The sequence below is a fragment of the Brevundimonas sp. LjRoot202 genome (assembly GCF_964253355.1).
Lineage (GTDB): Bacteria > Pseudomonadota > Alphaproteobacteria > Caulobacterales > Caulobacteraceae > Brevundimonas.
The window spans coordinates 80,980-107,867 of the sequence record NZ_CAXUQW020000005.1; the positions used below are offsets into that span (position 1 = coordinate 80,980).

A 26,888-nucleotide genomic window follows, 5' to 3' on the forward strand; every position below is an offset into this window, starting at 1 on the left:
CGGTTTTGTGACGACGCCTCCTGGAGCCCGACAGCGAAACGCCGCGGGCCTTGCGGACCCGCGGCGTTCTGCCTTCGACGGTGGGGCTCGCGTCTACTGCGGGCTGGCCATCGGGGTCATGGCCGTGACGATGGCCCGCTGGGCGGCCAGTTCGTCCGCCGGCAGCGGCACCAGGCCGCGGTCCTGCAGATAGCCGCCGCGGCCGGCCGAGGCGTCCGACATGAACTCCATCACGAACTCCTTCAGGCCCGGGGTGACGCCGACGTGCTGCTTCTTGACGTAGATGTAGAGGCTGCGGGCCAGCGGATAGGAGCCGTCGGCGATGGTGTCCGCCGAGGGGGCGATGCCGTCGATGGTCAGCGGCTTCACCGTGTCCATGTTCTGCTCGAGGAAGGAGAAGCCGAACACGCCCAGCGAACCCGGCGTGCGGGTCAGGGTCTGGACGATGGCGTTGTCGTTCTCGCCCGAGTCGATCCAGCCGTTGTCCTCGCGCAGGGTGTGGGCCAGCGTCTCGAAGCGGTCGCCATCGGCCTCGTCCACGGCCGCCAGGGCCGGGATCAGCTTGGCGCCGGGGGCCATGCCCAGTTCGAGGAAGGCGTCGCGGGTGCCCGAGGTCGGCGGCGGGCCGTAGACCTGGATGCGCTGGCCGGGCAGGCCCGGATTGACCTGGTTCCAGGTCGTGGCCGGGTTGGCGACGAATGCGCCGCCGGCGCCGGGCGTTTCCTTGGCGAGGCCGAGGTAGAGATCCTGCAGGCGGAAGTTCATGCTCTCGCCGGTTCGGGCCGTGGCGATGACGATGCCGTCGAAGCCGATCTTGATCTCGACGATGTCGGTGACGCCGTTCTTCTGGCACAGCTCGAACTCGGACTTCTTCATCGGCCGCGAGGCGTTGGCGATGTCCGGCGTACCCTGGCCGACGCCTTCGCAGAAGCGCTGGATGCCGCCGCCGGTGCCCAGCGACTCAACCCGGGGCGCGGCGCCGTCCGAGGTGCGGGAGAAATTCTCGGCCACGCGGCTGGCGAACGGGAAGACGGTCGACGAGCCGACCGCGAGGATGCCCGAGGTTCCGCCCGGCGCGCCCGCCTTCTGGTTCTCGCCGCAGGCGGTCAGCCCGACGAGGGCGATCGCCGAGACGGCGGCGAACAGGGTGCGGTTCATGGATTCAGCTCCGACAACGGTTGAGGTCGAGGGCGCTTGGACCACAGGTTTGTGACGGGAGCGCCGACGGTCCGATGACGGTTCGGCGACGGGGCGGAGGGATTAGGGAATGGGGAATGGGGATTAGGGATTAGGGATTAGGGATTAGAGCAAGGGGGGAGTCGTGCGCCGACGCGGTCTTCTTCCCTAATCCCCATTCCCCATTCCCTAATCCCTAGATGTGGATCGCGTGGCCGAGCGCGCGCAGGGACGCCTCGTGGAAGGCCTCGCCGAGGGTCGGGTGGACGTGGATGACGCCGGCGACGTCTTCCAGCACCGCGCCCATCTCGAGCATCTGGGCGAAGCTGTTGCTGAGTTCGGAGACATGCTGGCCGACGGCCTGAACGCCGAGCAGGCGGTGGTCGGTCTTCGAAGCCAGCACGCGGACGAAGCCGCCGTCCTCGCCGGCCTCGATGGCCAGGGCGCGGCCGATGGCGGCCAGCGGGAACACGGCCTGGATGACGTCGTCGCGACCTTCGACGTCCTGCGGACCGAGCCCGGCGGAGACGATCTCGGGCTCGGTGAAGCAGACGGCGGCGATGGTCACCGGGTCGAAGCGGCGGTCGTGGCCGGCGATGATCTCGGCGACGACCTCGCCCTGGGCCGAACCCTTGTGGGCCAGCATGGGTTCGCCGGTCAGGTCGCCGACGGCCCAGACGTTCGTCATGCTGGTCGCGCAGCGGGCGTCGATCTTGACGAACGGCCCGGCCATGGCCACGCCCATGTTCTCCAGCCCCCAGCCTTGGGTGCGGGGCTTGCGGCCGACGGTGACGAGGACCTTGTCGGCCTTGAGCTTGATGGCGGCGCCGTCCTTGGTCGTGACGCTGAGCTGGCCCTTTTCGAACGACCCGGCCCTGGCGCCGAGGTGCAGTTCGACGCCGTGCTTCTCCAGCCATTTGGCGACGGGATCGGTCAGGGCCTTGTCGTAGAGCGGCAGCAGGCGGTCGGCCATTTCGACGATGGCGACCTCGGCGCCCAGCTTGCGGAAGGCGATGCCGAGTTCGAGCCCGATGTAGCCGCCGCCAACGACGACCAGCTTGCCGGGCACCTTGTCCAGCGACAGGGCCTCGGTCGAGGAGATGACGTCGCCGCCGAACTTGAGGAAGGGCAGTTCGACCGGGTCCGAGCCGGTGGCCAGGATGACGTGTTCGGCGCTGATGGTGACGTCGCCGTCGGCGGTCTTCACCGTGCAGGTCTTGGCGTCGGTGAAGGTCGCCCAGCCCTTGATGACCTTGACCTTCGACTTCTTCAGCAGGGCCGCGACGCCGTTGTTGAGTTTTTTGACGATGCCGTCCTTCCACGCGACCGTCTGCGACAGGTCGATGGCGGGTTTGGCGGCGGTGATGCCGAGGGTGCCGCCGTCGGCGGCCTTGGACACCGTCTCGAATTTCGAGGCGGCGTGGATGATGGCCTTGGACGGAATGCAGCCGACGTTCAGGCAGGTGCCGCCGAGCCCGTCGGAGGCGTCGACGAGGATGGTGTCGAGGCCCAGCTGGCCGCAACGGATGCCGGCGACATAGCCGCCGGTGCCGGCGCCGATGATGAGGACTTTGGTTGTGAGGGTCTGGGTCATCAGCTTGCTGCTAGTCCTGATCGGAGAGGCGCATCTCAGCGGCCATTTCATCGGCGATCTGCTCGTCCATCGCGTCGGCGGCCGTCCACGCACCGCCCTGAGAAATGAGACTCAGAGCAATGCGATCCCCCACCGCAGGAGGGTCCCGGGGCTCGCACATGTCGCCCCCGGTAAACAGCGTGTAGGCAATGGTCTGGTCGTTGGCGGACGGCAGCCCGAAAATGACGCGATCCAAGGCGACGCTAATCGTCCATTGCCGACGGGCACCTTGTTCGGCACGCTCCTCGCCCGCTAATTCAACGGATGAAACGCGACCCGCGGCCCACGTCAAACTCGCTGGAGGCGGCCCGACAGGTCCGAGAGTAAGGACTACTTCGCAGGCGAGAACGGGCGTGGCCATGGCCAGCAGCCCGATCGTCGCGGCGAGAAAGATCGCTCTCACCGCCCTCACCCCATCCACAGCGTCGCCGGATGCTCCAGAAGCCCCTTGATCCGCTGCACGAAGACCGCCGCGTCATGCCCATCCACGATCCGGTGATCGAAGCTGGAGGACAGGTTCATCATCTTGCGCACGACCATCTGGCCGTCCTTCACCACGACCCGCTCCTGGATCTTGTTGGGGCCGACGATGGCGACCTCGGGGTGGTTGATGATCGGGGTGTGGACCACGCCGCCCAATGTGCCCAGCGAGGTGATGGTGATGGTCGAGCCCGACAGTTCCTCGCGGCTGGCCTTGCCGGACTTGGCGGCTGCGGAGACGCGGGCGATCTCGAGGGCGGTGTCGTAGGGGTCGCGCGCCTCGGCGTGGCGGACGACCGGGACCATCAGGCCGTTCGGCGTCTGGGCGGCGATGCCGAGGTGGACGGCGGCGTGGCTGGTCAGGACGCCGGCCTCGTCGTCGTAGTGCGAGTTGATGGTCGGCTGGTCGCGCAGGGCCACGACGATGGCGCGGGCGATGAAGGGCAGGACGTTGAGCTTCGGTTTGTCGCTGCCCTTGTTCGCCGCGTTGAGGTGGGCGCGCAGCTCCTCCAGCGCGGTGACGTCGATCTCCTCGACGTAGGTGATGTGGGGGATGCGGCGGACGCTCTCGGCCATCTTCTCCGCGATCTTGCGGCGCAGGCCGATGATGCGGGTCTCGGTGGTTCCCTCGGCCTGGGCGTAGGTCGAGGCGTTGGATGATCCGGAGGCGGACGATCCGCGGCCGCCAGAGGAAACGTATGCGTCGAGGTCGGCGTGCTCGATGCGGCCGGCGGGGCCGGAGCCGGGAACGAACTGGAGCTCGATCCCGAGGTCGCGGGCGCGGTTGCGGACCGCGGGCGAGGCCAGCGGGCGTTGGCCGGCGGCGCGAGTGGTGAAGGCTTCGGCGACAGCCCTGGCTGGAGCCTTGGCGGGCGACGCAGGGGCGGGGGCCTTCGTCACAGCAGCTGGAGCGGCCTCGGCCTTCGGCGGAGGCGCGGCGGCCGGAGCGGACGCAACCGCCTGATTGCCCCTCCCCTCGACATCGAACGACACCAGCGGTCCACCGACGGCGAGTTGCCGGCCCGGCTCGCCGTGCAGGGCGACGACGGTTCCGGCGACAGGGGAGGTCAGTTCGACGGTGGCCTTGTCGGTCATGACTTCGGCGAGGAGCTGGTCCTCGGTCACAGCGTCGCCAACCTTGACGTGCCAGCCGACCAGTTCGGCCTCGGCCGTGCCTTCGCCGACGTCGGGGAGTTTGAAGACGAAATTGCCGCCCGCGGAGGCCGGCGCGGCGGCGGGCGCAGCCTCAGTCCTGGGCGCTTCAACCTTCGGAGCGGGCGCCGGTTCAGCCTTGGCCGGCGCCGGAGCGGCTTCAGCCGACGCGTTTCCCGCGCCCTCGACCTCGAACTCGATCAGCGGCGAACCCACGGCCAGCTGCTGGCCCGGTTCCCCATGGGCGGCCAGCACCTTGCCGGCGACCGGGCTGGTCAGCTCCACCGTCGCCTTGTCGGTCATGACGTCGGCGATGATCTGGTCTTCGGCGACCACGTCGCCGACCTTGACGTGCCAGCCGACCAGTTCGGCCTCGGCGGTGCCTTCGCCCACGTCGGGCAGTTTGAAGACGAAGCGACCCATCTCAGCGGCCTCCCGACATGACGGCTTTCAGGGCGTCCGCGACCCGCTCGGGGCCGGGGAAATACTCCCACTCGAAGGCGTGGGGATAGGGGGTGTCCCAGCCGGTCACCCGCCCGATCGGCGCCTCCAGATGATAGAAGCAGCGCTCCTGCACCAGCGCCGACAACTCGGCGCCGAACCCGGAGGTTTTCGGCGCCTCGTGGACGATGACGCAGCGGCCGGTCTTCTTCACGCTGGCCTCGATGGTCTCGATGTCTAGCGGCACGAGGGTGCGCAGGTCGATGACCTCGGCGTCGACGCCGGCGTGTTCGGCCCCGGCCAGCGAGACCCAGACCATGGTGCCGTAGCAGAGGATGGTGACGTCGGCGCCCTCGCGCATGACCCGGGCCTTGCCGATCGGCTCGACGTATTTGCCGGTCGGGACCTGGGCCAGGTCCTGCGCCTTCCACGGGCTAACAGGCTTCTGGTGCCAGCCGTCGAAGGGGCCGTTGTAGAGGCGCTTCGGCTCGAAGAAGATGACCGGGTCGTCGTCCTCGATCGCCGCCATGAGCAGGCCCTTGGCGTCATAGGGGTTGGACGGGATGACGACCTTGAGGCCGGCGATGTGGGTGAACAGGCTTTCCGGCGACTGGCTGTGGGTCTGGCCGCCGAAGATGCCGCCGCCGTAGGGCGAACGCACCACGATGGGCGAGGTGAACTGGCCGGCCGAGCGGTAGCGCAGCTTGGCCGCCTCGGAGACGATCTGGTCGTAGGCCGGATAGATGTAGTCGGCGAACTGGATCTCGACGACCGGGCGCAGGCCGTAGGCGCCCATGCCGATGGCGGCGGCGACGATGCCGCATTCGCTGATCGGGGCGTCGAAGCTGCGGGTCAGGCCGTGCTTCTGCTGCAGCTGGTCGGTGACGCGGAAGACGCCCCCGAAATAGCCGGCGTCCTCGCCGAAGCTGAGCACGTTGGGGTCCTCGGCCATCTTGACGTGCAGGGCCGAGTTCAGCGCCTGGATCATGTTCATCGGCTGGACGCCGTTGGCGGGCGCCTCCGACTTCGGGGCGTGGTTCTGGTCGACCATGTCGGGCTCGACGCCGTCGGTGCGGTCGGCTTCGGTGAAGGTGGTTTGCTGGCTCATGGTCAGACTCCCACCTCGCGGCGCTGTTCGGTGATGCGCCAGTCGTCCGTGGCGTAGACCTCCTCGAACATGGTCTTCACCGAGGGGCGCGACTGGCCGAGGGTGCCGATAGCTTCGGATTCCTTGCCGGCGGCGCGGACCTGTTCGACGGCGTCGGCCTCGGCGGCCGTCTGCTGCTCGTCAGACCATTCGCCCAGCGCGATCAGGTGCTGCTTCAGGCGGGCGATCGGGTCGCCCAGCGGCCATTTCTCGTGTTCATCGCCCGGCCGGTAGCGGCTGGGATCGTCCGAGGTCGAGTGCGGGGCGCCGCGGTAGGTGAACAGTTCGATCACCGTCGCGCCCTGATTGGTGCGGGCGCGCTCTTCGGCCCACTGGGTCGCGGCCCAGACGGCGAGGAAGTCGTTGCCGTCGACCCGCAGGGCCGGCAGGCCGTAGCCGATGGCCTTGGAGGCGAAGGTGGTCTCAAGCCCGCCGGCGATGCCCTGGAAGGAGCTGATGGCCCACTGGTTGTTGACGATGTTGAGGATCACCGGCGCGCGGTAGACGCTGGCGAAGGTCAGGGCGTTGTGGAAGTCGCCCTCGGCGGTGGCGCCGTCGCCGATCCAGGTGATGGCGATCTTGTCGTCGCCCTTGTAGGCGCTGGCCATGGCCCAGCCGACGGCCTGCGGCACCTGGGTGCCGAGGTTGCCCGAGATGGTGAAGAAGCCGAAGTCCTTCGCCGAATACATGATCGGCAGCTGGCGGCCTTTGATCGGGTCGGAGGCGTTGGAATAGATCTGGTTCATCATCGTCGCGAGCGGATAGCCGCGCGCGATCAACAGGCCCTGCTGGCGATAGGTCGGGAAGCCCATGTCCTCGCGGGACAGGATCATGCCCTGCGCCACCGCGATGGCCTCTTCCCCCGTGCACTTCATGTAGAAGCTGGTCTTGCCCTGGCGGTGGGCGCGATGCATCCGGTCGTCGAAGGCGCGGGTCAGGATCATGGCCTTGAGGCCGCGCCGCAGGGTCTCGGCGTCCAGCTTCGGATTCCACGGACCGACCGCCTGGCCGGCGTCGTCCAGCACGCGCACCAGCCGGAAGGCGTGGTCGCGCATGTCGAACGGAGCGGTCGAGACCGACGGCCGGTCGACCGCGCCGGGCGCGTCGAGCTTGAGATGGCTGAAGTCGGGCGTGTCGCCGGGGCGGCCCGAAGGTTCGGGCACGCGCAGCGACAGGGGCTGGGTGTTTGGCTTTTTCATTCCGTCCTGCTGTCCGGTTGATCCGACCGCGTTTCCTCCGGCGCCCTGTAGCATGGTCCTTCAGTCAAGGCTCGCTCGATTTTGACCTTGCATATGCCGGTTCACGGGTATTTTATTGCGCCATAACAAGAACCGGAGAAACGCCTTGGCCGACGATCTGGATCCCGTGGACGCCCGAATTCTGGACATCCTGCAACAGGACGCCGGACTGTCCGTGGCCGAGGTGGCCGAGCGGGTCGGTCTGTCGGCCTCGCCGTGCTGGCGCCGGATCAAGAGACTGGAGGATACGGGCTTCATCCGCAAGCGGGTGACCCTGCTCGACGCCACCAAGCTGGGGCTCGACTTCGAGGTCTACGCCATCGTCAAGCTGAGCCTGCCGTCGACCGAGAATCTCGACGTGTTCGAGGCCGCCGTGGCCCGGTGGCCGGAAGTGGTGCAGTGCGCCACCATTACCGGGCGCGAGGACTATGTGCTGCGGATCATCACCTCCGACATGCACGCCTTCGACCAGTTCCTGCGCGAGAAGCTGCTCAGCCTCGGCATCGTCTCCGACTGCGAGAGCCATATCGTCACCCGCGGCGTGAAGAATGTGACGGCCCTGCCTCTTGGCATAGTCACCCCGCACGTCGGATAGTCCGGTTCGGCGCACACGGCGCCGGAGAGACGCAGATGATCGAGATGGTGATCGACGCCCGCCGCAAGGACCTGGGCGGGTTCGAGGTCGGGCGGGTGCTGCCGTTCCACGCGCGGCGCATGGTCGGACCGTTCATCTTCCTGGACCAGATGGGGCCCGCCGAGTTCGCGCCCGGCGCGGAATCGATCAATGTGCGGCCGCACCCCCACATCGGCCTGTCGACCCTGACCTATCTGTTCGAGGGCGAGATCATGCACCGGGACAACACCGGGGCGGTGCAGGCCATCCGCCCGGGCGAGGTCAACTGGATGACCGCGGGCAAGGGCATCGTCCACTCCGAGCGCACCGATCCGCTGAAGAAGAGCCAGGGCGGGCCGATGCACGGCATGCAGGCATGGATCGCCCTGCCGGACGAGGCCGAGGACATCGACCCGTCGTTCCATCATCACGGCGAGGCCGATCAGCCGGCCTATGAGAACGGCGGCCTGTTCGCGCGGCTGGTCGCCGGCGAGGCCTATGGGGCCAAGGCGGCCGTGCCGACCTCGTCGCCGCTGTTCTACGTGCACTGGGAGCTGGCCGAGGGGGTGCGCACCACGCCGCCGCCGGGGCGCGGGGCGGGCGGCTACAGCGAACGGGCGCTGTATGTGGCCAAAGGCGAGATCGAGGTCGGCGACCGGTCCTTCCACGAGGGCCAGATGATCGTGCTGGAGCCGACCGCCGAGCCGACCGTGCGGGCGCTGAAGCCGTCCTCGGTCATGGTGCTGGGCGGCGAGCCGGTGGGGCCGCGGTTGATCTGGTGGAATTTCGTCTCGTCCTCACAGGACAAGATCGACGCGGCCAAGGCGGACTGGAAGGCCGGGCGCATGGCCCTGCCGGCGGAGGACGACGTCGAGTTCATCCCGTTGCCGGACGTGCCTTCGACTCCCGAGCCGGCGCCGGCCGGGGTCAAGCCGGAACCGACGCACCCGGTCTAGGCGCTCAGCTGGTGGCGGCGCGATCGGCGCGGCAGAGCTGCCGGACCTTGATCGCCATCTGACGATCGCCCGCCTCGCGCGCCTCGTCGCGGGCCTCGGTGCAGCGGCCGAGCTCGATCAGGGCGCTGACCCGGTTGGCGAGATCGACGCGTTGGAGCGACTGGGCCGGCAGGGCGGCGGCCTCATGGCCTGCCCGCGTCCATGCGGACTGGGCCATGGAGGGCGCGCGGGTGGCCTGCATCGGCGACCGCGCGGTGGCCCCCGGCGATTGCTGGGCCGCGACCGGGCCGGCGGCGGCGAGAAGCGAGGCGGCGATCAGGCAGGACGACAGGCGTTTCATACGATCTCCTCCAATGCGAGAGACTAGGTCGGTGAGCGGTCCCTGGGGCAGAGTCGCCGCGCCCGCAGCGCCATCAGGCGGTCGCCGGCTTCGCGGGCTTCGTTGCGCGCGTCGGTGCAACGCCCGAGGTCGATGAGGGTGCTGACCCGATTGGCGAGGTCGATCCGCGCGAGGGGTTGCGGCCCGATATTGTTGCCGGAGGCGGAGTCGAGGAAGGTCTCGTAACTGGCCCGCATGGCCGGCATCATCCCCGTGTAGGACCGGTTCATTATCATTCTCGCCTGCCCCGACGGCGGCGGCCCGTTGTGGTTCGGCGGCGGCGGCTGCTGCGCGGCGGCGGGAAGGGCCGAGGCGGCGAGTACGACAGCGGCGATGCAGGATGAAAAGCGCACAGCGGTTCCTCCAAACGCGCCATCACTCTCCGCCAAAACCGCGCGGCATGCAACCGGAGGATTTGCGAGCCCGGGAGGACCACTCGCTTGAATTTGGCCGCGGCGCGCCGATCTAGGCGGCATGACCGCATTCTCCGTTCTCGACCTGTCGCCGATCCTGGAGGGTGGGGACGCCCGCCGCGCCCTGCTGGAGACCACCGAACTGGCCCGGGCCGCGGAGCGGTTGGGCTACACTCGCTTCTGGCTGGCCGAGCACCACAACATGCCGGGCATCGCCAGCGCCGCGACCGCCGTCGTGCTGGCCCATGTGGCGGCGGCGACGGAGACCATCCGGGTCGGATCGGGCGGGGTCATGCTGCCCAACCACGCGCCCCTGGTGGTGGCCGAGCAGTTCGGCACGCTGGAGGCGTTGCACCCGGGCCGCATCGATCTGGGCCTCGGCCGGGCGCCGGGGACTGACGGCGAGACCGCCCGGGCCCTGCGCCGCTATTTCGAGGCCGCCGACCAGTTCCCGCGCGATGTGATGGAACTGCAGGCCTTCCTCGCTCCGGCGGCCCCGGGCCAGCGGGTGGCGGCCTATCCCGGACAGGGCTCGAACGTGCCGATCTGGTTGCTCGGCTCCAGCCTGTTCAGCGCCGAACTGGCCGCCCATCTGGGCCTGCCCTACGCCTTCGCCAGCCATTTCGCGCCCGAGCTGCTGCTGCAGGCGCTGCAGACCTATCGCTCCGGCTTCCGGCCCTCGGCGGCGCTGGACCGGCCGTACGCCATGGCCGTGATCAACGTCTTCGCCGCCGAGACCGACACGGAGGCCCGCCGGCTGTCCACCTCGATGCAGCAGTCGTTCGCCGCCGTGGTCACCGGCAAGCCGGGCAAGCTGAAGCCGCCGGTGGATGACATCGACGCGGTGCTGGACGCGCGCCAGCAGGCGGCGGTGCAGGGCCGGCTCAAATACTCCGCCATCGGAGGCCGCGACACGGTGCGGGCCAGGCTGGCGGAGTTCATCGCCCTGACCGGCGTGGACGAGGTCATGGTCACCGGCATGATCCACGACCTCGAAGCGCGCCTTCACAGTCTGGAAATCACCGCCGACGCCGTGGCCGGACTGAGGGCCGAAGCGGCCTAGGCGCCCACGCCGGGCTGTCGCAGGAAGTCGAGCAGCAGCCGGTTCACCTCGTCCGGCCGCTCCTGCTGAATCCAGTGGCCCGCGCCGGGGACGACGACCTGCGTCCGCAGGTCGGGGGCCCAGTCCTTCAGGCCAGCCTCGTGGGCGCCGGCGTAGTGGCGGACCGGGTCGCGCTCGCCGACCACGAAAGCGGCGGGAACGCGGACGCGGGCGTCCTGCAGGAAGGCCGTGCCGGCCCAATTGCGGTCGAGATTGCGGTACCAGTCGACCGGTCCCTTGAAGCCGCCGGCGGAGAAGGCGGCGACGTACTCCCGGAAATGCGCCTCGCTCATCCACGGCGGCAGGGTGGCGTCGTTGGGGATCGTGGAGATGAAGGTCTCGCCCTCGGGAAAGAAGCCGGTCGACTGGCGGCCGTCCGGCGTCGCGCCGTCATAGGCGTAGAAGGCCTTGCGCAGGGCGGCGGCGGGATCGGCCTCGAAGGCTTCGTGCGCGTCGGCCGCCTGGAATTGGCTGATGTAGAGCTGGCCCAGCCCCGCGCGCTTCGACAGCGCGGCCATGGCGGCGGTGGGCGGGCCCGTTGGCCGGCGCGGCTGGAACGGCACGGACAGGGCGAAGACGGCGCGGAACAGGTCGGGCCGGGTCAGGGCGCAATGCCAGGCGACCGGCGCGCCCCAGTCGTGACCGACCGCCACGCAGGACGTCTCGCCCAACGCCCGGACCAGATCGACCATGTCGCCGACGAGGTCGAGGATGCCGTAGCCGGTGGTGTCGGCGGGCTTGTCGGTTCCGCCGTAGCCGCGCATGTCCGGGGCGACGGCGTGGTAGCCGGCCGCGGCGAGCGCCTCGACCTGGGCCCGCCAGCTGACGCCGAGTTCGGGGAAGCCGTGGATCAGCAGGACCAGCGGCCCCGAGCCGGCCTCGAGGACCTGCTGGTTGAGGCGATCGGTCTGGATGTGGCGGGTCTGCATGGCTCCACCCGATCACCGGGCGGGGGGCCGCGCAAGCGGATTAGAGCGTCACGCCCGTGGTGCGCATGATCTCGGCGCGCAGTTCCGGCAGGCCGTCGCCCTTCTCGGCCGAGGTGACGATCACCGCCGGATAGGCGGCGGGCCGTTTGGATATGGCCTTCAGGGTGGCGGCCTGGACCTTTTCGGCCTCGCCCTTCTTCAGCTTGTCGGCCTTGGTCAGGACGATCTGGTAGCTGACCGCGGCGAGATCGAGCGCGTCGAGGGCCTCGTCGTCGACCTTCTTGAGGCCGTGACGGGCGTCGATCAGCAGGTAGACCCGCTTCAGCGTGACCCGGCCGCGCAGGTAGTCCCGGCCCAGGTCCTGGAATTTCTTCACCGTCGCCTTCGACGCCTTGGCCCAGCCGTATCCGGGCAGGTCGACCAGCCGCATGCGGCCGTCGAGGTCGAAGAAATTGACCTCGCGCGTCCGCCCCGGCTCGTTCGACGCCCGGGCCAGCTTGTGCATCCCCACCAGGCCGTTGATCAGGCTGGACTTGCCGACGTTGGAGCGGCCGGCGAAGGCGATCTCGGGCAGGTCCGGCTCGGGCAGTTGCTCGATCTTCGCCGCCCCCATGACGAAGGTGGCCGGGCGCGCGAACAGGATGCGCGCCTGCTCCAGTTCCTCGGGGGTGAAATCGTCCAACTCAGGCTTTCTTGAAGCGGGCGAGGAAGGTGTCGATCGGGTTCTCGGCCTTCAGGCGGTGCATGATGACGTACTGCTGGAAGATGGTCAGGATGTTCGACCACGCCCAGTAGATCAGCAGGCCGGCCGGGAAGGTGGCCATGATGAAGGTGAACACGATCGGCATGAACTGGAAGATGCGGCGCTGCATCGGATCGGGCGCTTGCGGGCTCATCGACATCTGCAGCCACATCGTCAGGCCGTAGAAGATGGCCAGGATGCTGAGCGCGAAGGTGCCGCCCAGCAGCGTGCCGACCAGCGGCGCCGAGGTGGGGTCCCAGGGAATCAGGCCGAACAGGTTCCAGATGGTGGTGGGGTCCGGCGCCGAGAGGTCGCGGATCCAGCCGAAGAAGGGCTGGTGACGCATCTCGATGGTCACGAACAGCATCTTGTAGACGGCGTAGAAGACCGGGATCTGGAGCAGCAGCGGCAGGCAGCCGGCCAGGGGATTGATCTTCTCCTTCTGGTACAGGGCCATCAGCTCCTGCTGCTGCTTCTGCGGCTCGTCAGGGTGCTTCTTCTTGATCTCCTCCATCCTGGGCTGGAGGTTCCGCATCTTCGACATGCTCTCGTAGCTCTTGTTGGCGAGCGGGAACATGAGCAGGCGGACAAACAGGGTCAGGGCCAGGATGGCGAGGCCGAAGTTGCCCAGGAAGCTGTAGAAGAATTCGATCAGCCAGAAGATCGGGCGGGTCAGGAAGAACAGGAACCCCCAATCGATGGCGTAGACGAAGCGCGGCAGGTCCTGCGACTTCTCGTAGCCGGCGAGGATTTCGTTGCGCTTGGCGCCGGCGAACAGGCGCTGGGTCTCGTTGATCTGGGTGTTGGGCTGGATGGTGACCGGCTCGCCCAGCATTCCGGCGGCGTGGATGTCCAGGCCTCCGGCGTCGGTGACGCGGAACTCGGCGTCGATCTTCTCGTCCTGCGTGGGGACAAGGGCGGCGAGCCAGTATTTGTCGGTGATGCCCAGCCAGCCGCCGGTCGACTCGTGCTTGACGGAGGGCTTCTTGGCCCAGCCTTTGTACTTGAGCTGGGTGGTCGAATAGGCCTCGCCGTCGCCGAAGGTGCCGATGGCGCCTTCGTGCAACACCTGGTTCCGGCCGAGGGTGTCGGGCACGCCCTGGCGCTGGATGCTGCTCGCCGGCGTGATGGTCACCGCCTGGGCGCTGAAGTTGGCCACGGTGTCGGTGATCGTGAACATGTACAGATCATCGATGCTGATCCGGCGGGTGAAGCGCAGGCCGGCGCCGTTATCCCAGGTCAGCACGATCGGGGTCGTCGGCGTCAGGGTCGATCCCTGGGTCAGTCGCCACGGCGTCGCCGGTCCGGGAACCCCGCCGGGAACATTGGGTCCGACCCAGCCGAACTGGGCGAAGAAGGCGTGCTTCATGCCCTCGGGCCGGAACAGTTCGACGGCCGGCGAGTCCTTGTCGATGGTCTCGCGGTAGCGGGTCAGGAACAGGTCGTCGATGCGGCCGCCAGTCAACGACAGCGAGCCGGTCAGGTTGCCGGTCTGGATCGGCACCCGCACGGCGCCGTTGCGGCCCAGGGCGACGGTGCGGTCCTCGGTGAAGACGGCGGCGCTGGTCGCCGGAGCGGTGACCGGGCCGGCCGTGGATTCAGCCGCCGCCTGCTGCGCCGCGCGACGCTGCTGCGTCTGCGGCTCCATGACGAAGAAGTTGTAGGCCAGCAGCATGAGGCCCGCGATCACGATGAAGACGATCGTGTTGCGGCTGTTATTCTGGGGGGGCATGGAGATCAGCGGTCCTGGCCGGCGGGCGAAGAGGGGGCTTGGGGCGCGACATGGGGCGCCGGCCGCGGGGTCGCGAGCCTTGTAAGCACCGATTTCACATCGTCAAGCAAACGGTCCCAAGGACGGTTCGCCGTGCCCATGCGGGCGATGAAGACATAGTCGCTGCCGGGGACCGCCAGCTGCGGCGCCAGCGCCCGCGCGGCCTCCCGGAGGCGGCGCTTGGCGCGGTTGCGGATGACGGCGTTGCCGACCTTGCGCGTGGCGGTGAAGCCCAGCCGCACCACCGGATCGCCGTCGCCCCGGTCCAGCCGCTGTACGACCACGGCGCCGCGGGCCTCTGAAACGCCTTTCGCGGCCGCCAGGAACTGGGGCCGCGATTTCAGGCGTTCGATTTTGAAAGACTGATCCATCAACCGCTCAGGCCATGAGCGGAACGCGATCAGGCCGTCAGGCGCTTGCGGCCCTTGGCGCGGCGGCGCTGAACGATCTTCTGTCCGTTCTTGGTGGCCATCCGCGAACGGAAGCCGTGACGGCGCTTGCGCACGAGTCGCGACGGCTGATAGGTCCGCTTCACGGTCGGCTCCTGGGACTGAAAACAAGGTGGGCGGCGGAAAGAGGTCCGTCGCGGGAAGGGCGGGCGTATAAGCGGGGAAGCCCGTGGTGTCAACGCCGCGAGCGGTCAGCGGAGAGACGATGCATCGGGTCAAACGCTTCCTGCCCCTGATCGCGCTGGGATGCGTGATCGTCCTTATCTTCGCCATGGGCTGGAACCGCTACCTGTCGCTGGACACCCTGCGCGACCACGGCCAGACGTTTCGCGCCTTCACCGCCGAGAACTATCTGTTCAGCCTGCTGATCCTGATGGTCCTGTTCGCGGTCCTGACCGCCAGCGTGGTGCCGGGCGTCTTCTTCGTCACCATCACCGCCGGTTATCTGTTCGGGCCGTGGGTCGGGGGCGTCGCGACCTCGATCGCCGCCACGGCCGGGGCCCTGGTGGTCTATGCGGTCACCCGATCGGCCCTGGGCGAGGCGTTGCGGCGCAAGGCCGAGCGCGACAAGGGTCTGATGCAGAAGGTCTGCGGCGCCATAGACAAGGACACGTTCTGGTACGTGCTGGCCTCGCGGCTGGCGGTGGTGGTGCCGTTCCACATGATCAATATCGCGGCCGGCATGATGGCCGTACGGCTCCTTCCCTATACGGTGGCCACGGTCATCGGCCTGTTGCCGGCGCACATCATCTACTGCTGGATCGGGGCGCGGCTGAACACCCTGCTGGTCGCCGATCCCGATCCGGACGTCCAGGCCCTGTTCAACCAGTTCTGGGCCCCGATGGCGGGTGTCTTCGTGCTGGCGGTGGTGCTGCCGTTCGCGATGAAGGCCGTGCAGGCGGCGCTGCGGCGACGGGGCCCGGCGTGAACGACGCAGCCATTGGTCCAAGCTTTGCGTTAGGAACCGCATGAGCGCGGAGCGGCCCCTGCTGAGCGATGTCGGACGGCGCCTGCGCCTGCCGGCCGACTGGCGCGACCGGCTGGGCGTCCACCGGCCTGACGCGCTGGCGTGGCGGCTGCTGCTGCTGACCTTCATCTTCACCGTGGTGGTCGAGGTGCTGATCATCGCTCCGAGCGCCGCCAGCTTCCACGAGCGCTGGCTGCTGGATCGGCTGCAGTCGGCCGAACTGGCCTCGGTGGGGGTCGAGGCCCTGCCCTATTCCGCCGTCGAGGACGACGTCGCCGAACAACTGCTGGCCATCGGCGGCGTGCAGGCCGTGGTCGTCGGGGACCAGGGCGTGCGCCGTCTGCTGCTGCAGGCCCCGAACCTGCCGCGCACGCCGGACCTGATCGACCTGCGCGAGGACCGGCCGGCGGCCCGCATCTTCGACCCTTGGCGGACCCTGTTCGGCCACCCCGACCGGTCGGTCCGGGTGCAGGCGCGGCCCCGCTATCGCTCGGGCGACTTCATCGAGGTCCTCGCCCCCGCCCAGCCGCTGAAGCTCGAGCTGCGGACCTTCCTGGTCAACAGCCTGCTGACGTCGCTGCTGATCTCCCTCGTCGCGGGCGGCCTGCTGTATGGCGGCCTGGCCTTCTTGGTGCTGCAGCCGTTGCGGCGGGTGACCCGCTCGATCGAGCGGTTCGCCCTCGACCCCGAGGCGGAAGGCGATCCGCCCAGCGACCGCCACGACGAGATCGGGCGGGTCGAGCGCGAGCTGGCGCGGATGCAGGACGAGGTCCGCCAGTCGTTGCGGTCCCGGGCCCGGCTGGTGGCGCTGGGCGAGGCGGTGGCCAAGATCAACCACGACCTGCGCAACATGCTGACCTCGGCCCAGATCGCCTCGGAGAGGCTGGCCGACTCACCCGATCCTCAGGTGGCCAAGGCGCTGCCCCGGCTGGAGCGGGCGCTCGGCCGGGCGGCGGCCCTGTCGCGCAACGTGCTGGAGTACGGCCGCAGCGAGGAGCCCGAGCCGCAGCGCAGTCGCTTCGCCCTGGGGCCCGCAGTGGCGGCGGCGGCCGAGGACGCCGGCCTGTCCGACGCGGGGGTGCGGCTGATGAAGGCGGTCCCGGCCCGGTTCACCGTCCATGCCGACCCGGACCAGCTGCACCGGATTCTCGTCAATCTGATGCGCAACGCCCGCCAGGCTATCGAGGGCGACGCCACCCGGGTCGGCCGCAAGGGCGTGATCAGGGTCAGCGCCGTCGACGAGAGCGGGACGGTGATCATCCGCGTCGCCGACAACGGGCCGGGCATTCCGCCGCGCCTGTCCGAGCGGTTGTTCGAACCGTTCGTCAGCGGCCGCGCTTCCGACGGCACCGGCCTCGGCCTGACCATCTCACGCGAATTGGCGGTCAGTCACGGCGGGGATCTCGCGCTGGTCGACACGGGCCCGGAGGGCACCACGTTCGAGCTCCGCCTGCCGGACTGGTGAAGGCGCGGCGCCAAATCGCCTGATCGGCGTTATCTGTCGCGATCGCCACAAGACGGCCGGACCGGCCGCCGCGCAGTTCCGAGGAGCCTCGTGATGATCCGTTTGACCCTGACCGCCGCCGCCGCCCTGGCGCTCGCCGCCCCCGCCATCGCCCAGCCTCCGCCGCCCCAGTCCGCCAGCCCCACACCCGGCTCGGAGGAATGGCTGCGCCTGCGCGGCGAGACGTACCACCGGGCGCCAGACTCGAAGCAGATTCCCGCCGAAGTCGCCGCGACCGCGCGGCTGAACGCCGAGGTCGCCGCCCGCAACGCCGCCGCCGCCGAGGCCGAGGCCGAGGCGGGGGCCGCCTTCGAGCAGCGGAACGCGAACTGGCGCGAAGAGACCGCCCGGCTTGAGGCCGAGCGATCCCAGTGGGAGGCCCGCAACTCGGCCGCCGCCGCCGCCCGCGCCCAGTGGGAACGCGACCACGCCGCCTGGGAGGCTGAAATGGCCGCCTGCAGGGCCGCCGGCCGGGTGTGTACGATCCCGGCGCCGCCACCGCCGCCGGACCTGCCGCCGCCGCCGGCGATGCCTGTCCCGCCCGTGGAGTGACGCCCGGGACCGACGGCGGCGTTGCGGTCGGCCGAGGCTCGTGACACCGTTGCGGCGACCTGGAAGGGAACGCCGCCGTGACCGAGGCCGTCGCCGATCCGCCCGCCGAGCCCGCCGAAGACCGGCGCGCGGACCGGCCGCGGTCCGGAGGCCGCGTCGACGTCTGGCGGCATCCGGCCGTCGTGCGGATCACCCACTGGCTCAACGTCGTCGCCGTGGTGGTCCTGCTGATGAGCGGGCTGAACATCCTGGCGGCGCATCCGCACCTCTACTGGGGCCTGCGCTCGACCTTCGCCGATCCATGGCTGAGCACGCCGACGGTTCCGGACTGGCTGCTGATCCCGCAGGGCCGCAATCTGGCGGAGGCGCGCAACTGGCATTTCCTGTTCGCCTGGATCTTCGTCATCAACGGCCTGGTCTATCTGGTCTGGTCGCTGGCCACCGGACGCTTCCGGCGGCGGCTTTGGCCGACGGGACGCGAAATCCGCGGATTCTGGCCGGCGGTGAAGGAGCACGCCCGGCTGCATTTCCCCGCGGACGACCATGTCCGCACCTACAACGTCATCCAGAAGCTGACCTATGTGGCCATGGTGCTGGTCATCCTGCCGATGATGCTGATCACCGGCCTGTCGATGTCGCCGGGCTTCAACGCCATCGGGACGGTGCTGCTGGAGATCATGGGCGGGCGGCAGTCGGCGCGGACGCTGCATTTCATCTCGGCGGGCCTGATCGTCGCCTTTATCGTCGTCCACGTCGGGCTGGTGATCTGGACCGGCTTCTTCAACAACATGCGGTCGATGATCACCGGCTGGTTCGTGATCGGGCCGCCGGGCTCGACGGCGGGGCCGAAGCTTCGGCGGCGACGTGACGAGGGAGAGGCGCCATGAACCGCCGCCGCTGGCTGACCGGCGCGCTGGCGGCCGCCGCCGCGGGCTTTGTCTCCGCCTGCGGCGAGGCGAGCTGGCGGCTGTCCGAGCAGGCGCGTCGCATGGGCGAGGGACTGACCCGCCGGGTGCAGCGCCTGATCATTCCCCGCGACGCCCTGGCCCCGACCTACAGCCGGGCCGAGATCTCGCCGGACTTCCGCCCCAACGGCTCGATCGACCCGGCGGCGGCGGACTATCAGGCGCTGAAGGCGGACGGCTTCGCCGGCTACCGGCTGGTCGTCGACGGCCTGGTGGAGCGGCCGTTGTCGCTCAGCCTCGCCGATCTGAGGTCGCGGCCGGCGCGGACCCAGATCACCAAGCACGACTGCGTCGAGGGCTGGACCTCGATCGGCGAATGGACCGGGGTGCGACTGGAGACCCTGCTGGACGAGGCGGGGATGAAGCCCGAGGCGCGCTATATCGTCTTCCACTGCTTCGACGCCCTCGACCAGCGCGAGGATGGCGAGCGCTATTACGAGAGCATCGACCTGATCGACGCCCGCCACCCCCAGACCATCCTGGCCTACGACATGAACGGCGAGGTCCTGCCGGTGCCGCACGGGGCGCCGCTGCGGCTCAGGGTCGAGCGGCAGCTGGGCTACAAGCACGCCAAATACATCCGCCGCATCGAGGCGGTGGAGAGCTTCGCCCACATCGGCGGCGGCAAGGGCGGCTACTGGGAGGACCGGGGCTACGAATGGTACGCGGGCATCTGAACCTCCGCCCGCCGCCGGTCGCTTTCGATCCCCGCCTCCAGCACCTCCATGACCGCCAGCGCCTGGTCCGGCGGGACCGGGTTTGGCGCGCCGTCTGACAGGGCCGCGGCGACCGCCTGGTAATAGGCGCGGTAGTCGCCGGGCGGGCCGGGGACGGTCTCCCGCGCGCCGGTGGCTCCATCGACCCGAACGGCGGGCGAGGGATCGGCGCCCCAGCCGGGGCCGCCGACGGACAGGCCCGCCTTGAGCTGTTCCTCCTGCGCGTCGAGTCCGGACTTGAGCCAGCTGGCGCGGGCCCCGTGGACGGCGAACCGGGGGCCGGGCGCGGGGCTGGTCATGTCGGCGTGCAGGATGATCCGCTTGTCGGCGTAGCGGAGGACGGCGTGGGCCCAGTCGGCGGCGCGGCCGCCCTCGCGCAGCACGGCGAGGTCGCAGGTCACGCCGAGGGGGCGGCCGAACAGGACGAGGGCCTGGTCGATCAGGTGGGGGCCGAGGTCATGCCAGATGCCGCCGCCCGGTTCGTCCCGTTCACGCCAGCGGTCCCGCACCAGCGGCCGGTAGCGGTCGAAATGGCTCTCGAAGGTATGGATCGGCCCTGGGCGGCCGCTGTCGAGCTCGGCCCTGAGGGCGAGGAAATCCGCGTCCCAGCGGCGATTGTGGAAGACCGACAGGAGGAGGCCGCGCGCTTCCGCCAGGTCGGCGACCTGCCGCGCTTCGGCGAGGTCGAGGGCGAAGGGCTTGTCGATGACCACCGCCTTGCCCGCCTCAAGCGCGGCCCGGGCCTGCGGGGCGTGCAGGGCGTTGGGCGTGGCGATGACCACCAGGCCGATGTCCGGGTCGGCGAGAGCTTCGTCGAGTGTGGCGACCGGCCGGGCCGAAGGCCCGGCGGCGGCGAGCGCCCCGGCCTGGCTTGTCACCACCGTATGCAGTTCAAGCCCGGCGCAGGCCGAGATCAGCGGCGCGTGGAAGGTGCGTCCGGCATAGCCGAAGCCGACGAGGGCGACGTTGACCCGGGCCCGGTTCAGGCGTCGACGCCCTCGATCCGGCGCTTCTGCATCATGGCGTCGAAACTGTCCCAGACGCCGGCGGCGCCGTGCCACGAGCCCTTGGTCGCGGCCTTGGAGTATTCGGTGGCGCGGGCCTCGAAGAAGTTGGCGTGCTCGACGCCCGACAGCATCGACTGCAGCCACGGCAGCGGGTTTTCCTTGACCCCGAACAGTTCGGGCAGGTGCAGCTGACGCAGGCGCCAGTCGGCGATGAAGCGAATATAGGCCTTGATGTCCGAGGGGGTCATGCCGTTGACCGGCCCCATCTCGAAGGCCAGGTCGATGAAGCGGTCCTCCATCTCGACCACGGTGCGGCAGCATTCGACGATGTCGTCGGCCACGGCCTTGGTGACCGCGCCGGTCTCCTTGTTGAAGGCGTGGTACAGCTTGATGATGCCCTCGCAGTGCAGGCTTTCGTCGCGCACCGACCACGAGACGATCTGGCCCATGCCCTTCATCTTGTTCTGGCGCGGGAAGTTCATCAGCATGGCGAACGACGCGAACAGCTGCAGGCCTTCGGAGAAGCCGCCGAACATGGCCAGGGTGCGGGCGATGTCGCCGTCGGTCTCGACCCCGAACTTGCCCATGAAGTCATGCTTGTCGCGCATGGCCTCGTATTCCATGAAGGCCCCGAACTCGCTCTCGGGCATGCCGATGGTCTCGAGCAGCAGGGCGTAGGCCGCGATGTGGATGGTCTCCATGTTGGCGAAGCTCGCCAGCATCATCTTGACCTCGGTCGGTTTGAACACCCGACCGTACCGCTCCATGTAGTTGTCCTGGACCTCGATGTCGGCCTGGGTGAAGAAGCGGAAGATCTGCGTCAGCAGGTTGCGCTCGCTGTCGGTCAGATTGGCTGCCCAGTCCTTGCAGTCCTCGCCCAGCGGCACCTCCTCGGGCATCCAGTGGACCTGCTGCTGCTTCTTCCACATGTCGAACGCCCACGGGTAGCGGAACGGCTTGTAGGCCGCCGAGGCGGTCAGGAGGCCGGGGGTGGAAGCGGTGATGGGGACGTGCGCGTTCATCGAAGCTACTCTGTCGGCGAATCCGGAAGGTGGATCGTAACCATGCGACTCCGGGGACCGTTCGCCAAGCCAAAATGCGGCTATATTGCGATCACTTTTTCCACGACCGCTAGATATGGTAGGGCGGCCCATTCTGTTGGGGATGAGCCTGGGGATGTAAGGTGGCCTTCGTGATGACCGCCGCTCCCATCGACCTGCTCCAGCCCGGCGCGGCCATTCCGCGGCATCGGCACGACACGCCCTACGCGGCCATAGTCCTGTCCGGCGGCTACGAGGAGGCGGGAGACGGCGGGCGCTATCGGGCGGGGCCTGGCGACGTGCTCATCCACGCGGCGTTCTCGGCGCATCTGGATCGGGCGCCCCTGCGGCGGACGACGGTGCTGAACCTGCCCCTGCCGACGCTGTGGGCCCGCACGTCGAGCCGGATGCGCATCGACGACGCGGACAGGTTGGCGCGGCTGGCGGAGCGGGATCTTCGCGATGGGCAGGCCTTGCTGCTGGAGGCGCTGACGCCCGGTCCGGGCGGACTCCAGGATGACGTCGATGTCCTCGCCAAAGCCCTGTCCGAGGCAACGGCGCCGGCCGCTTCGGCATGGTCCCGCCAATGGGACGTGGTCCGGCAGACCGCCTGGCGGAGATTCACCGCGGCCTATGGGGTAGGGCCGGCGCGCTATCGGGTCGAGGCGCGGACGCGCCGGGCGTGGAGCCGCCTGATCGTCGGCCGGGAAGAGCTGAGCGACATCGCCGCCGCGGAGGGCTTCGCCGACCAGGCCCATATGACCCGGGACGTGCGGGCGCTGACCGGCCGTACGCCCGGCCAGTGGCGCGCCCTGCACCATTCGTTCAAGACCGGAGCAGGCTGAGCCGCCACGCTCGTCGAATGAGCACCGTCCTCCCCTCCGCCCCGCGCCCGTTCTTCCAGATCACCGGCTTCACGGCGGGACCGGTCCGCACCGTCCTGTCGCTGCTGCTCGCGGCCGTGGTGATGCAGGTCTGTCTCGTGCCGGCGCGGGAGGCCGCCCGATGGATCTTCCGCAACGGCGGCGAGGGCTGGAGCGACCACGTCGGCCTGTTCGTCTTCGTCGCCATCATGCTGCAGGGCCTCGTCGGCCTCATCGGCATCGGCGTCATGAAAAAGGTCCTGCCGCAGGCGGACGGGCATGTCAGATGGCCGCCGGGGCGAAGCTACATCGGGCTGGCGGCGCTGATCGGCGTCGGCATGGGCCTGATCATGCTGGTCGCCGACTACTGGCCGCAGCTGCTCGGCGGCGTGGCGCCGGGGGACTATCCGACAGCCCCCGTGCCGGCGGCGGAATGGCTGCTGGCCATGGTCACCACCGGTCTCGGCGAGGAGACCATCTTCCGCGGCCTGCTGGTCGGCATGCTGGTGGTGCTGACGCCGGGCCGCGTCCGCCTCGGCCGGTTCGAGATCCCGGTGGCGGGGGTGCTGGTGGCCCTGCTGTTCGGCGTGGCCCACTACGACAGCTTCCTGCGTGGTCCGCTGAACATCGCCATCGCCCAGCAGATCTACGCCTTCGTATGGGGCCTGACATACGTCTGGCTTATGGAGCGGTCGAAGAGTCTCGTGGCCCCGATCGTCGCGCATGGCGTAGGGAATTTCGTCGAGGTCGCCACCGTCATGGGCCTGCTGATCGCCCTGGGCTGATCCGGGGGTCGACCTCCGAAGCAGGAGGACGCATGACCTACACAGTCTACGGCGCGGCCGGGTCCGGCTCGGTTCCGGTGGAGGCGGCGCTGACCCTGATCGGGGCGCCCTTCGAGGTCGTCGAGGCGGTGACCTGGGAGGGCGAGACCGAGCGCGACAAGGTGGCGCCGGTCAATCCCATGCGGCAGATACCGGCGCTGGTCACGCCGGACGGGGAGACGATCACCGAGAGCGCGGCGATCCTGATCTGGCTGACCGAGCAGCATCCGGAGGCGGCGCTGGGACCGGAGCCGTGCGACCCGCGCCGGGCCCAGTTCCTGCGCTGGATGACCTTCATCCCCGCCTCGATCTATTCGATGTACTGGGTCCGCGACGACCCGAGCCGACTGGCGGGCGAGGATGCGGCGGCGCAGGCGACGGTCAAGGCGCGGACGGCGGAACGGATCGCCGAGTGCTGGGGCCGGATGGAGAGCCAGATTACGCCCGACCGCTTCCTGCTGGGGCCGGAGTTGACCGTGCTGGATCTGTATGTGGCCACGGCCAGCCGCTGGACGCCGCACCGGGCCCGCTTCCATCAGGTGGCGCCGCGCATGGGCGAGGTCATGCGGCGGGTCGACGCCCTGCCCGAGCTGCGCGAGTTCTGGGCGCGGCGGTTTCCGTTCAAGGGGAATTATCAGGGGTAGGGGTCAGGGACGGGGTCCAGGGACCGCCCATCGACCCGTCATCCCTCATCCCCGGCTTAAGCCGCCTCGACCACGTTGGCGACGGGCAGGTCGCCGGACAGCGCGCGCGAGACGATGGCGAACAGGGCGGCCTGGCTGACCGGCTTGGCCAGATGGGCGTTCATGCCGGCGGCGAGGCAGCGGGTCACGTCCTCAGGCATGGCGTCGGCAGTCATGGCGACGATCGGGACGGCGCCCCGGGCGGCGTCCGGCAGGGCGCGGATGCGGCCGGTGGCCTCGAGCCCGTCCATGCGCGGCATGCGCACGTCCATCAGCACGAGGTCGAAGGCGTGGGCGGCGGCGGCCTGCACAGCCTCGTGGCCGTCGCAGGTCTCGATCACCTCGCAGCCGAAGGCCTGCAGCATGATGCGGGCGACTTCGCGATTGACCGGATGATCGTCGACGACCAGCACGCGCGGGGTGCTGGCGGCCGTCGACGCGCCGGCCGGGGCTCTGGCCTCGGGCCCGGCGGCGAGGGCGGGGGCCGGGAGGGGCGCGTCCCCGGCGGCGTCAGGAGCCCGGGTGAGGGGCAGATGCAGGGTGAAGGTCGAGCCTTCGCCGGGGCGGCTGTCGACCTCGACCCGACCCCCGAGCCGGCTCACGTGACGGGCCACCAGGGCGAGGCCGAGGCCCACGCCGTCGTGAAGCCGGGTGGTCGAGGCGTCGGCCTGGCAGAAGGCCTGGAACAGTTCGGTGTGGTGGTCGGGCGCGATGCCGCAGCCGGTGTCGGAGACGCGGATGGCGACGCCCTCGCCGGCCCGGTCGAGGCGGACGGAGACGCCCCCCTCGGTGGTGAACTTGACCGCGTTGGCGATCAGCGGATGCAGGGCCTGACGCAGGGCGCGGCGGTCGCAGAGGAAGCGGGCGCGGATCGGCAGGCGGTCGTCGACGCCCAGGCTGAGTCCCAGGGCGTCGGCGGCGGCGCGGCTGGGCGCCATGGCCTCGCGGGCGACGGCGGCCAGGTCCAGCGGTTCCAGCGAGACGGCGTCCTCGCCGCGGGCGAAGTCGAGGATGTCCTCGACCAGCATCAGCAAGCCGTCGCTGGACTCGCGGATTTGGCGCGCCTGGCGCACGGCCTCGGCGTCAAGGTCCGTACGCCCCGCGAGGAGATCGGCGAAGCCGGCCACGCCGTTCAGCGGCGTGCGCATCTCGTGGCTCATCATGGCCAGGAAGCGGGACCGGGCGGCGGCGGCGTCCTCGGCCACGCGGCGCGCCTCCTGGGCGGCGGCGGTGCGGGCCCGCAGCCGGGCCTCAAGCCGGCGCCGCTCGGTCATCACCGTCGAGATCGGCAGGACGGTGACCACCATGGCCAGCAGGAACAGGTTGTAGACGCCGAGGCTGCGAACCATCGGCGGCACGCCCTCGAGCCCGGGCAGGTCGGCCAGCCGGGTCAGGTGGACCGGTCCATGACCTATCAGGGTGGCCGCGCCGCTGATCGCGGCCAGGCCGATCAGGGCCCCGGCGGACCAGGCGGGGGACAGACGCAGGCCGATCAGCATCATCGGCAGGAAGACGAGGAACATCAGCGGCGCTTCGTCCTGCCAGAAGACGCCGACCGTCACCGCCAGCATCAGGGCGATCAGGCTCGCGGCCTCGGCGCGGGACGCGCGGGCGGCGCCGAGGAAGCGGTGGCGGCGGGCCAGCAGCAGCAGGATCGGGGTGACCAGGAGCAGGCCCAGCGCCTCGACGGCGATGTAGCTCTGCAACTTGAAGAGCCAGATCGCCCACGGTTTCGTGGTGATCAGCGCGAGCAGACCCATGCTGAACAGGCCGGCGACGACCGTGGCGGGCGCCACGGCCAACGCCGTGAACCGGGTCAACCGGCCCGGGCGGCGCAGATCGAGGGCCGCGCCGCACACCCGCCGCGCCAGCACGGCGGCGGCCACGGCCATGCCGAGGTTGAGCACGACATTGGCGCCCAGATACAGGGCGGAGGTTCCGCGCACGCCGTTGATCAGGATGTCGAGCGCCGCGCAGGACGCCAGCACCGCGAGGGCCGGGCGGCGGTGCAATTGCAGCAGGGCCGCGGTCACGACCCCGTTGGCGAGCCAGATCGTGGCCGTGCCGAACCGGGCCATGGTCCAGTAGCCCACCGCCAGGGCGGCGGCGTACATCACCACATAGGCCAGGGCGGGCGGACCGGCGACCCGACCCGCGTCGTGCCTGAACAGACGCCAACGACCTTTCAAGCGGACCCTCCCCGGCCACCATCTGAGTCCCACGTCTAGAGCCGACCCGTAAACAAATCAGATGCATGGCGAGCTATGGCCAAGGAACTCCGCGCCAACCGCGACCGTTTCCAAACCCTCGCCCCAGGGCCAGGACCATGTCAGACACCGTCACCGACCCGAGCTTCCATCCGCCGGAAGAGGCCGTGGCCTTCTACGAGGAGGCGCTCGGCCTGCTGAAGGAGAGCGGCATCCCCTTCCTGCTGTCGGGGACCTATGCGGTGACGGCCTATACCGGCATCCGGCGGCCGACCAAGGATCTGGACGTGTTCTGCAAGCCGGGCGACTACCCGCGCATCCTCGCCTTCTTCCAGGCCCGCGGCTACCGCACCGATGTCGAGGACGAGCGTTGGATCGCCAAGGTGTGGAAGGACGAGCGGTTCTTCTTCGACGTCATCTTCGCCATGTCCAACGGCACGATCGCGGTCAACGACAGCTGGTTCGGCGACGACGCGATCGATGTCTACGGGCACAAGGTCGGCATCACTCCGCCGACGGCGCTGATCCTGTCCAAGGTGTTCATCCAGGACCGCTACCGCTTCGACGGAGCGGACGTGAACCACGTGATCCTGAAGCAGTCGGACGCCATCGACTGGAAATTCCTGCTCGACCAGATGGACCTCTACTGGGAGGTGCTGATGGCGCACCTGCTCAATTTCCGCTTCGCCTATCCGACGGAGCGGGGCCGGGTGCCGACCTGGCTGATGAGCGAACTGACGGGGCGGCTGCACGCCCAGGTCGACCTGCCGTCGCCGCGGGTCAAGGTCTGCCGCGGCCGACTGTTCAGTCCGCGCGACTATATCGCCGACATCACCGAGTGGGGATTCGGCGACGTCGTCGGCAAGGGATTGGAGGAGCGGCATGAATCCACGCATTGACGTTGGGCGCCATGCCCGCGGCCTGAGCGCGGGGTCGGCG

At 69.4% G+C, this 26,888-nt stretch carries 28 protein-coding genes; 12 read left to right on the forward strand and 16 right to left on the reverse strand.

The annotated features are described in order from the left end of the window. Positions 1 to 93 precede the first annotated feature (93 nt). From ACSQ1L_RS10680 to ACSQ1L_RS10705, 6 genes are all read right to left on the reverse strand, one after another. Positions 94 to 1,158, reverse strand: coding sequence for a substrate-binding domain-containing protein (locus ACSQ1L_RS10680; protein WP_435994725.1), 1,065 nt, complete (start codon positions 1,156 to 1,158; stop codon positions 94 to 96). Between the two features lie 214 nt (positions 1,159 to 1,372). Then, entirely contained in the window at positions 1,373 to 2,770 is a 1,398-nt protein-coding gene (gene lpdA / locus ACSQ1L_RS10685; RefSeq protein WP_435994726.1) for a dihydrolipoyl dehydrogenase, read from the reverse strand. A gap of 10 nt (positions 2,771 to 2,780) precedes the next feature. After that, complete coding sequence (locus ACSQ1L_RS10690; RefSeq protein WP_435994727.1) at positions 2,781 to 3,005, reverse strand: hypothetical protein; 225 nt, start codon at positions 3,003 to 3,005, stop codon at positions 2,781 to 2,783. Positions 3,006 to 3,217: 212 nt separating this feature from the next. Continuing rightward, positions 3,218 to 4,864: a 2-oxo acid dehydrogenase subunit E2 gene (locus ACSQ1L_RS10695; protein ID WP_435994728.1), complete on the reverse strand. Its 1,647-nt coding sequence runs from the start codon at positions 4,862 to 4,864 to the stop codon at positions 3,218 to 3,220. Between the two features lies 1 nt (position 4,865). Continuing rightward, positions 4,866 to 5,990, reverse strand: coding sequence for an alpha-ketoacid dehydrogenase subunit beta (locus tag ACSQ1L_RS10700; protein WP_435994729.1), 1,125 nt, complete (start codon positions 5,988 to 5,990; stop codon positions 4,866 to 4,868). Positions 5,991 to 5,992: 2 nt separating this feature from the next. Continuing rightward, positions 5,993 to 7,228, reverse strand: coding sequence for a 3-methyl-2-oxobutanoate dehydrogenase (2-methylpropanoyl-transferring) subunit alpha (locus tag ACSQ1L_RS10705; RefSeq protein ID WP_435994730.1), 1,236 nt, complete (start codon positions 7,226 to 7,228; stop codon positions 5,993 to 5,995). Positions 7,229 to 7,373: 145 nt separating this feature from the next. Between ACSQ1L_RS10705 and ACSQ1L_RS10710 the strand changes: the two genes are divergently transcribed. Beyond that, positions 7,374 to 7,862, forward strand: a complete 489-nt coding sequence (locus tag ACSQ1L_RS10710; RefSeq protein WP_435994731.1) for an Lrp/AsnC family transcriptional regulator — start codon at positions 7,374 to 7,376, stop codon at positions 7,860 to 7,862. A 35-nt stretch (positions 7,863 to 7,897) separates the two neighbouring features. Then, a complete protein-coding gene (locus tag ACSQ1L_RS10715; protein WP_435994732.1) occupies positions 7,898 to 8,836 on the forward strand; it encodes a pirin family protein in 939 nt (312 codons plus the stop codon). A 4-nt stretch (positions 8,837 to 8,840) separates the two neighbouring features. Here ACSQ1L_RS10715 and ACSQ1L_RS10720 read toward each other — a convergent pair whose 3' ends face one another. Continuing rightward, positions 8,841 to 9,176 carry a hypothetical protein gene (locus tag ACSQ1L_RS10720; RefSeq protein WP_435994733.1) on the reverse strand — a complete coding sequence of 112 codons (336 nt, stop codon included), beginning with the start codon at positions 9,174 to 9,176 and terminating at the stop codon, positions 8,841 to 8,843. 23 nt (positions 9,177 to 9,199) lie between these two features. Beyond that, positions 9,200 to 9,445 (reverse strand): hypothetical protein, encoded by a 246-nt coding sequence (locus tag ACSQ1L_RS10725; RefSeq protein ID WP_435994734.1) that lies wholly within the window; start codon positions 9,443 to 9,445, stop codon positions 9,200 to 9,202. A 244-nt stretch (positions 9,446 to 9,689) separates the two neighbouring features. On the opposite strand from ACSQ1L_RS10725, the gene ACSQ1L_RS10730 reads away from it, so the two are divergent. Next, positions 9,690 to 10,691, forward strand: a complete 1,002-nt coding sequence (locus ACSQ1L_RS10730) for an LLM class flavin-dependent oxidoreductase (protein ID WP_435994735.1) — start codon at positions 9,690 to 9,692, stop codon at positions 10,689 to 10,691. Here the strand turns inward: ACSQ1L_RS10730 and ACSQ1L_RS10735 are convergent. From ACSQ1L_RS10735 to rpmH, 5 genes are read right to left on the reverse strand one after another with little or no spacing between them, the layout of a single operon-like run. Further along, on the reverse strand, positions 10,688 to 11,659 hold the full coding sequence (locus ACSQ1L_RS10735) for an alpha/beta fold hydrolase (RefSeq protein ID WP_435994736.1): 972 nt from the start codon (positions 11,657 to 11,659) through the stop codon (positions 10,688 to 10,690). The two genes, ACSQ1L_RS10730 and ACSQ1L_RS10735, sit on opposite strands and share 4 nt — an antisense overlap. A gap of 40 nt (positions 11,660 to 11,699) precedes the next feature. Next, the gene (gene yihA, locus ACSQ1L_RS10740; RefSeq protein ID WP_435994737.1) at positions 11,700 to 12,341 is read right to left on the reverse strand and encodes a ribosome biogenesis GTP-binding protein YihA/YsxC; all 642 of its coding nucleotides are present in this window, start codon (positions 12,339 to 12,341) and stop codon (positions 11,700 to 11,702) included. Between the two features lies 1 nt (position 12,342). Further along, positions 12,343 to 14,133, reverse strand: coding sequence for a membrane protein insertase YidC (gene yidC, locus ACSQ1L_RS10745; protein WP_435994738.1), 1,791 nt, complete (start codon positions 14,131 to 14,133; stop codon positions 12,343 to 12,345). A gap of 5 nt (positions 14,134 to 14,138) precedes the next feature. Continuing rightward, positions 14,139 to 14,543 (reverse strand): ribonuclease P protein component, encoded by a 405-nt coding sequence (gene rnpA / locus ACSQ1L_RS10750; RefSeq protein ID WP_435994739.1) that lies wholly within the window; start codon positions 14,541 to 14,543, stop codon positions 14,139 to 14,141. Positions 14,544 to 14,572: 29 nt separating this feature from the next. After that, on the reverse strand, positions 14,573 to 14,707 hold the full coding sequence (gene rpmH / locus ACSQ1L_RS10755; protein ID WP_123288089.1) for a 50S ribosomal protein L34: 135 nt from the start codon (positions 14,705 to 14,707) through the stop codon (positions 14,573 to 14,575). A gap of 119 nt (positions 14,708 to 14,826) precedes the next feature. On the opposite strand from rpmH, the gene ACSQ1L_RS10760 reads away from it, so the two are divergent. The 5 genes from ACSQ1L_RS10760 (at position 14,827) to ACSQ1L_RS10780 (ending at position 19,286) form a co-directional block, all read left to right on the forward strand. After that, positions 14,827 to 15,549: a TVP38/TMEM64 family protein gene (locus ACSQ1L_RS10760; protein WP_435994740.1), complete on the forward strand. Its 723-nt coding sequence runs from the start codon at positions 14,827 to 14,829 to the stop codon at positions 15,547 to 15,549. Positions 15,550 to 15,589: 40 nt separating this feature from the next. Next, positions 15,590 to 17,053: a sensor histidine kinase gene (locus ACSQ1L_RS10765; protein WP_435994741.1), complete on the forward strand. Its 1,464-nt coding sequence runs from the start codon at positions 15,590 to 15,592 to the stop codon at positions 17,051 to 17,053. Positions 17,054 to 17,146: 93 nt separating this feature from the next. Next, positions 17,147 to 17,644 (forward strand): cell wall hydrolase, encoded by a 498-nt coding sequence (locus tag ACSQ1L_RS10770; protein WP_435994742.1) that lies wholly within the window; start codon positions 17,147 to 17,149, stop codon positions 17,642 to 17,644. Positions 17,645 to 17,721: 77 nt separating this feature from the next. Continuing rightward, positions 17,722 to 18,531, forward strand: coding sequence for a cytochrome b/b6 domain-containing protein (locus ACSQ1L_RS10775; protein WP_435994743.1), 810 nt, complete (start codon positions 17,722 to 17,724; stop codon positions 18,529 to 18,531). Continuing rightward, a complete protein-coding gene (locus tag ACSQ1L_RS10780) occupies positions 18,528 to 19,286 on the forward strand; it encodes a molybdopterin-binding protein (protein ID WP_435994744.1) in 759 nt (252 codons plus the stop codon). Before ACSQ1L_RS10775 ends, ACSQ1L_RS10780 begins: the two co-directional genes overlap by 4 nt. Here ACSQ1L_RS10780 and ACSQ1L_RS10785 read toward each other — a convergent pair. Together ACSQ1L_RS10785 and ACSQ1L_RS10790 are read right to left on the reverse strand one after the other, a co-directional pair. Beyond that, a complete protein-coding gene (locus ACSQ1L_RS10785; protein ID WP_435994745.1) occupies positions 19,262 to 20,386 on the reverse strand; it encodes an oxidoreductase in 1,125 nt (374 codons plus the stop codon). The genes ACSQ1L_RS10780 and ACSQ1L_RS10785 overlap by 25 nt on opposite strands. Next, positions 20,308 to 21,354: a ribonucleotide-diphosphate reductase subunit beta gene (locus tag ACSQ1L_RS10790; RefSeq protein WP_435994746.1), complete on the reverse strand. Its 1,047-nt coding sequence runs from the start codon at positions 21,352 to 21,354 to the stop codon at positions 20,308 to 20,310. The genes ACSQ1L_RS10785 and ACSQ1L_RS10790 overlap by 79 nt, the downstream gene beginning before the upstream one ends. 173 nt (positions 21,355 to 21,527) lie before the next feature. On the opposite strand from ACSQ1L_RS10790, the gene ACSQ1L_RS10795 reads away from it, so the two are divergent. Genes ACSQ1L_RS10795 through ACSQ1L_RS10805 form a run of 3 tightly spaced genes read left to right on the forward strand, consistent with a single transcriptional unit; the run spans position 21,528 to position 23,703 of the window. Next, a complete protein-coding gene (locus ACSQ1L_RS10795; protein ID WP_435994747.1) occupies positions 21,528 to 22,217 on the forward strand; it encodes a helix-turn-helix domain-containing protein in 690 nt (229 codons plus the stop codon). A gap of 17 nt (positions 22,218 to 22,234) precedes the next feature. After that, entirely contained in the window at positions 22,235 to 23,020 is a 786-nt protein-coding gene (locus tag ACSQ1L_RS10800) for a CPBP family intramembrane glutamic endopeptidase (protein WP_435994748.1), read from the forward strand. Between the two features lie 32 nt (positions 23,021 to 23,052). Continuing rightward, positions 23,053 to 23,703 carry a glutathione S-transferase family protein gene (locus ACSQ1L_RS10805; RefSeq protein ID WP_435994749.1) on the forward strand — a complete coding sequence of 217 codons (651 nt, stop codon included), beginning with the start codon at positions 23,053 to 23,055 and terminating at the stop codon, positions 23,701 to 23,703. Positions 23,704 to 23,759: 56 nt separating this feature from the next. On the opposite strand, the gene ACSQ1L_RS10810 is transcribed toward ACSQ1L_RS10805, so the two are convergent. Beyond that, the gene (locus tag ACSQ1L_RS10810; RefSeq protein WP_435994750.1) at positions 23,760 to 25,931 is read right to left on the reverse strand and encodes a response regulator; all 2,172 of its coding nucleotides are present in this window, start codon (positions 25,929 to 25,931) and stop codon (positions 23,760 to 23,762) included. A gap of 137 nt (positions 25,932 to 26,068) precedes the next feature. On the opposite strand from ACSQ1L_RS10810, the gene ACSQ1L_RS10815 reads away from it, so the two are divergent. Next, on the forward strand, positions 26,069 to 26,848 hold the full coding sequence (locus ACSQ1L_RS10815) for a hypothetical protein (protein ID WP_435994751.1): 780 nt from the start codon (positions 26,069 to 26,071) through the stop codon (positions 26,846 to 26,848). Positions 26,849 to 26,888 lie beyond the last annotated feature (40 nt).

What these genes read in the sequence shown, in the direction of transcription:
- ACSQ1L_RS10680 (WP_435994725.1), bottom strand. Translation starts at nt 1,158, where the DNA reads ATGAACCGCACCCTGTTCGCCGCCGTCTCGGCGATCGCCCTCGTCGGG.
- lpdA (WP_435994726.1), bottom strand. Translation starts at nt 2,770, where the DNA reads ATGACCCAGACCCTCACAACCAAAGTCCTCATCATCGGCGCCGGCACC.
- ACSQ1L_RS10695 (WP_435994728.1), bottom strand. Translation starts at nt 4,864, where the DNA reads ATGGGTCGCTTCGTCTTCAAACTGCCCGACGTGGGCGAAGGCACCGCC.
- ACSQ1L_RS10700 (WP_435994729.1), bottom strand. Translation starts at nt 5,990, where the DNA reads ATGAGCCAGCAAACCACCTTCACCGAAGCCGACCGCACCGACGGCGTC.
- ACSQ1L_RS10705 (WP_435994730.1), bottom strand. Translation starts at nt 7,228, where the DNA reads ATGAAAAAGCCAAACACCCAGCCCCTGTCGCTGCGCGTGCCCGAACCT.
- ACSQ1L_RS10715 (WP_435994732.1), top strand. Translation starts at nt 7,898, where the DNA reads ATGATCGAGATGGTGATCGACGCCCGCCGCAAGGACCTGGGCGGGTTC.
- ACSQ1L_RS10720 (WP_435994733.1), bottom strand. Translation starts at nt 9,176, where the DNA reads ATGAAACGCCTGTCGTCCTGCCTGATCGCCGCCTCGCTTCTCGCCGCC.
- ACSQ1L_RS10725 (WP_435994734.1), bottom strand. Translation starts at nt 9,445, where the DNA reads ATGAACCGGTCCTACACGGGGATGATGCCGGCCATGCGGGCCAGTTAC.
- ACSQ1L_RS10730 (WP_435994735.1), top strand. Translation starts at nt 9,690, where the DNA reads ATGACCGCATTCTCCGTTCTCGACCTGTCGCCGATCCTGGAGGGTGGG.
- ACSQ1L_RS10735 (WP_435994736.1), bottom strand. Translation starts at nt 11,659, where the DNA reads ATGCAGACCCGCCACATCCAGACCGATCGCCTCAACCAGCAGGTCCTC.
- yidC (WP_435994738.1), bottom strand. Translation starts at nt 14,133, where the DNA reads ATGCCCCCCCAGAATAACAGCCGCAACACGATCGTCTTCATCGTGATC.
- rnpA (WP_435994739.1), bottom strand. Translation starts at nt 14,543, where the DNA reads ATGGATCAGTCTTTCAAAATCGAACGCCTGAAATCGCGGCCCCAGTTC.
- ACSQ1L_RS10760 (WP_435994740.1), top strand. Translation starts at nt 14,827, where the DNA reads ATGCATCGGGTCAAACGCTTCCTGCCCCTGATCGCGCTGGGATGCGTG.
- ACSQ1L_RS10765 (WP_435994741.1), top strand. Translation starts at nt 15,590, where the DNA reads ATGAGCGCGGAGCGGCCCCTGCTGAGCGATGTCGGACGGCGCCTGCGC.
- ACSQ1L_RS10770 (WP_435994742.1), top strand. Translation starts at nt 17,147, where the DNA reads ATGATCCGTTTGACCCTGACCGCCGCCGCCGCCCTGGCGCTCGCCGCC.
- ACSQ1L_RS10780 (WP_435994744.1), top strand. Translation starts at nt 18,528, where the DNA reads ATGAACCGCCGCCGCTGGCTGACCGGCGCGCTGGCGGCCGCCGCCGCG.
- ACSQ1L_RS10790 (WP_435994746.1), bottom strand. Translation starts at nt 21,354, where the DNA reads ATGAACGCGCACGTCCCCATCACCGCTTCCACCCCCGGCCTCCTGACC.
- ACSQ1L_RS10795 (WP_435994747.1), top strand. Translation starts at nt 21,528, where the DNA reads ATGACCGCCGCTCCCATCGACCTGCTCCAGCCCGGCGCGGCCATTCCG.
- ACSQ1L_RS10800 (WP_435994748.1), top strand. Translation starts at nt 22,235, where the DNA reads ATGAGCACCGTCCTCCCCTCCGCCCCGCGCCCGTTCTTCCAGATCACC.
- ACSQ1L_RS10805 (WP_435994749.1), top strand. Translation starts at nt 23,053, where the DNA reads ATGACCTACACAGTCTACGGCGCGGCCGGGTCCGGCTCGGTTCCGGTG.
- ACSQ1L_RS10815 (WP_435994751.1), top strand. Translation starts at nt 26,069, where the DNA reads ATGTCAGACACCGTCACCGACCCGAGCTTCCATCCGCCGGAAGAGGCC.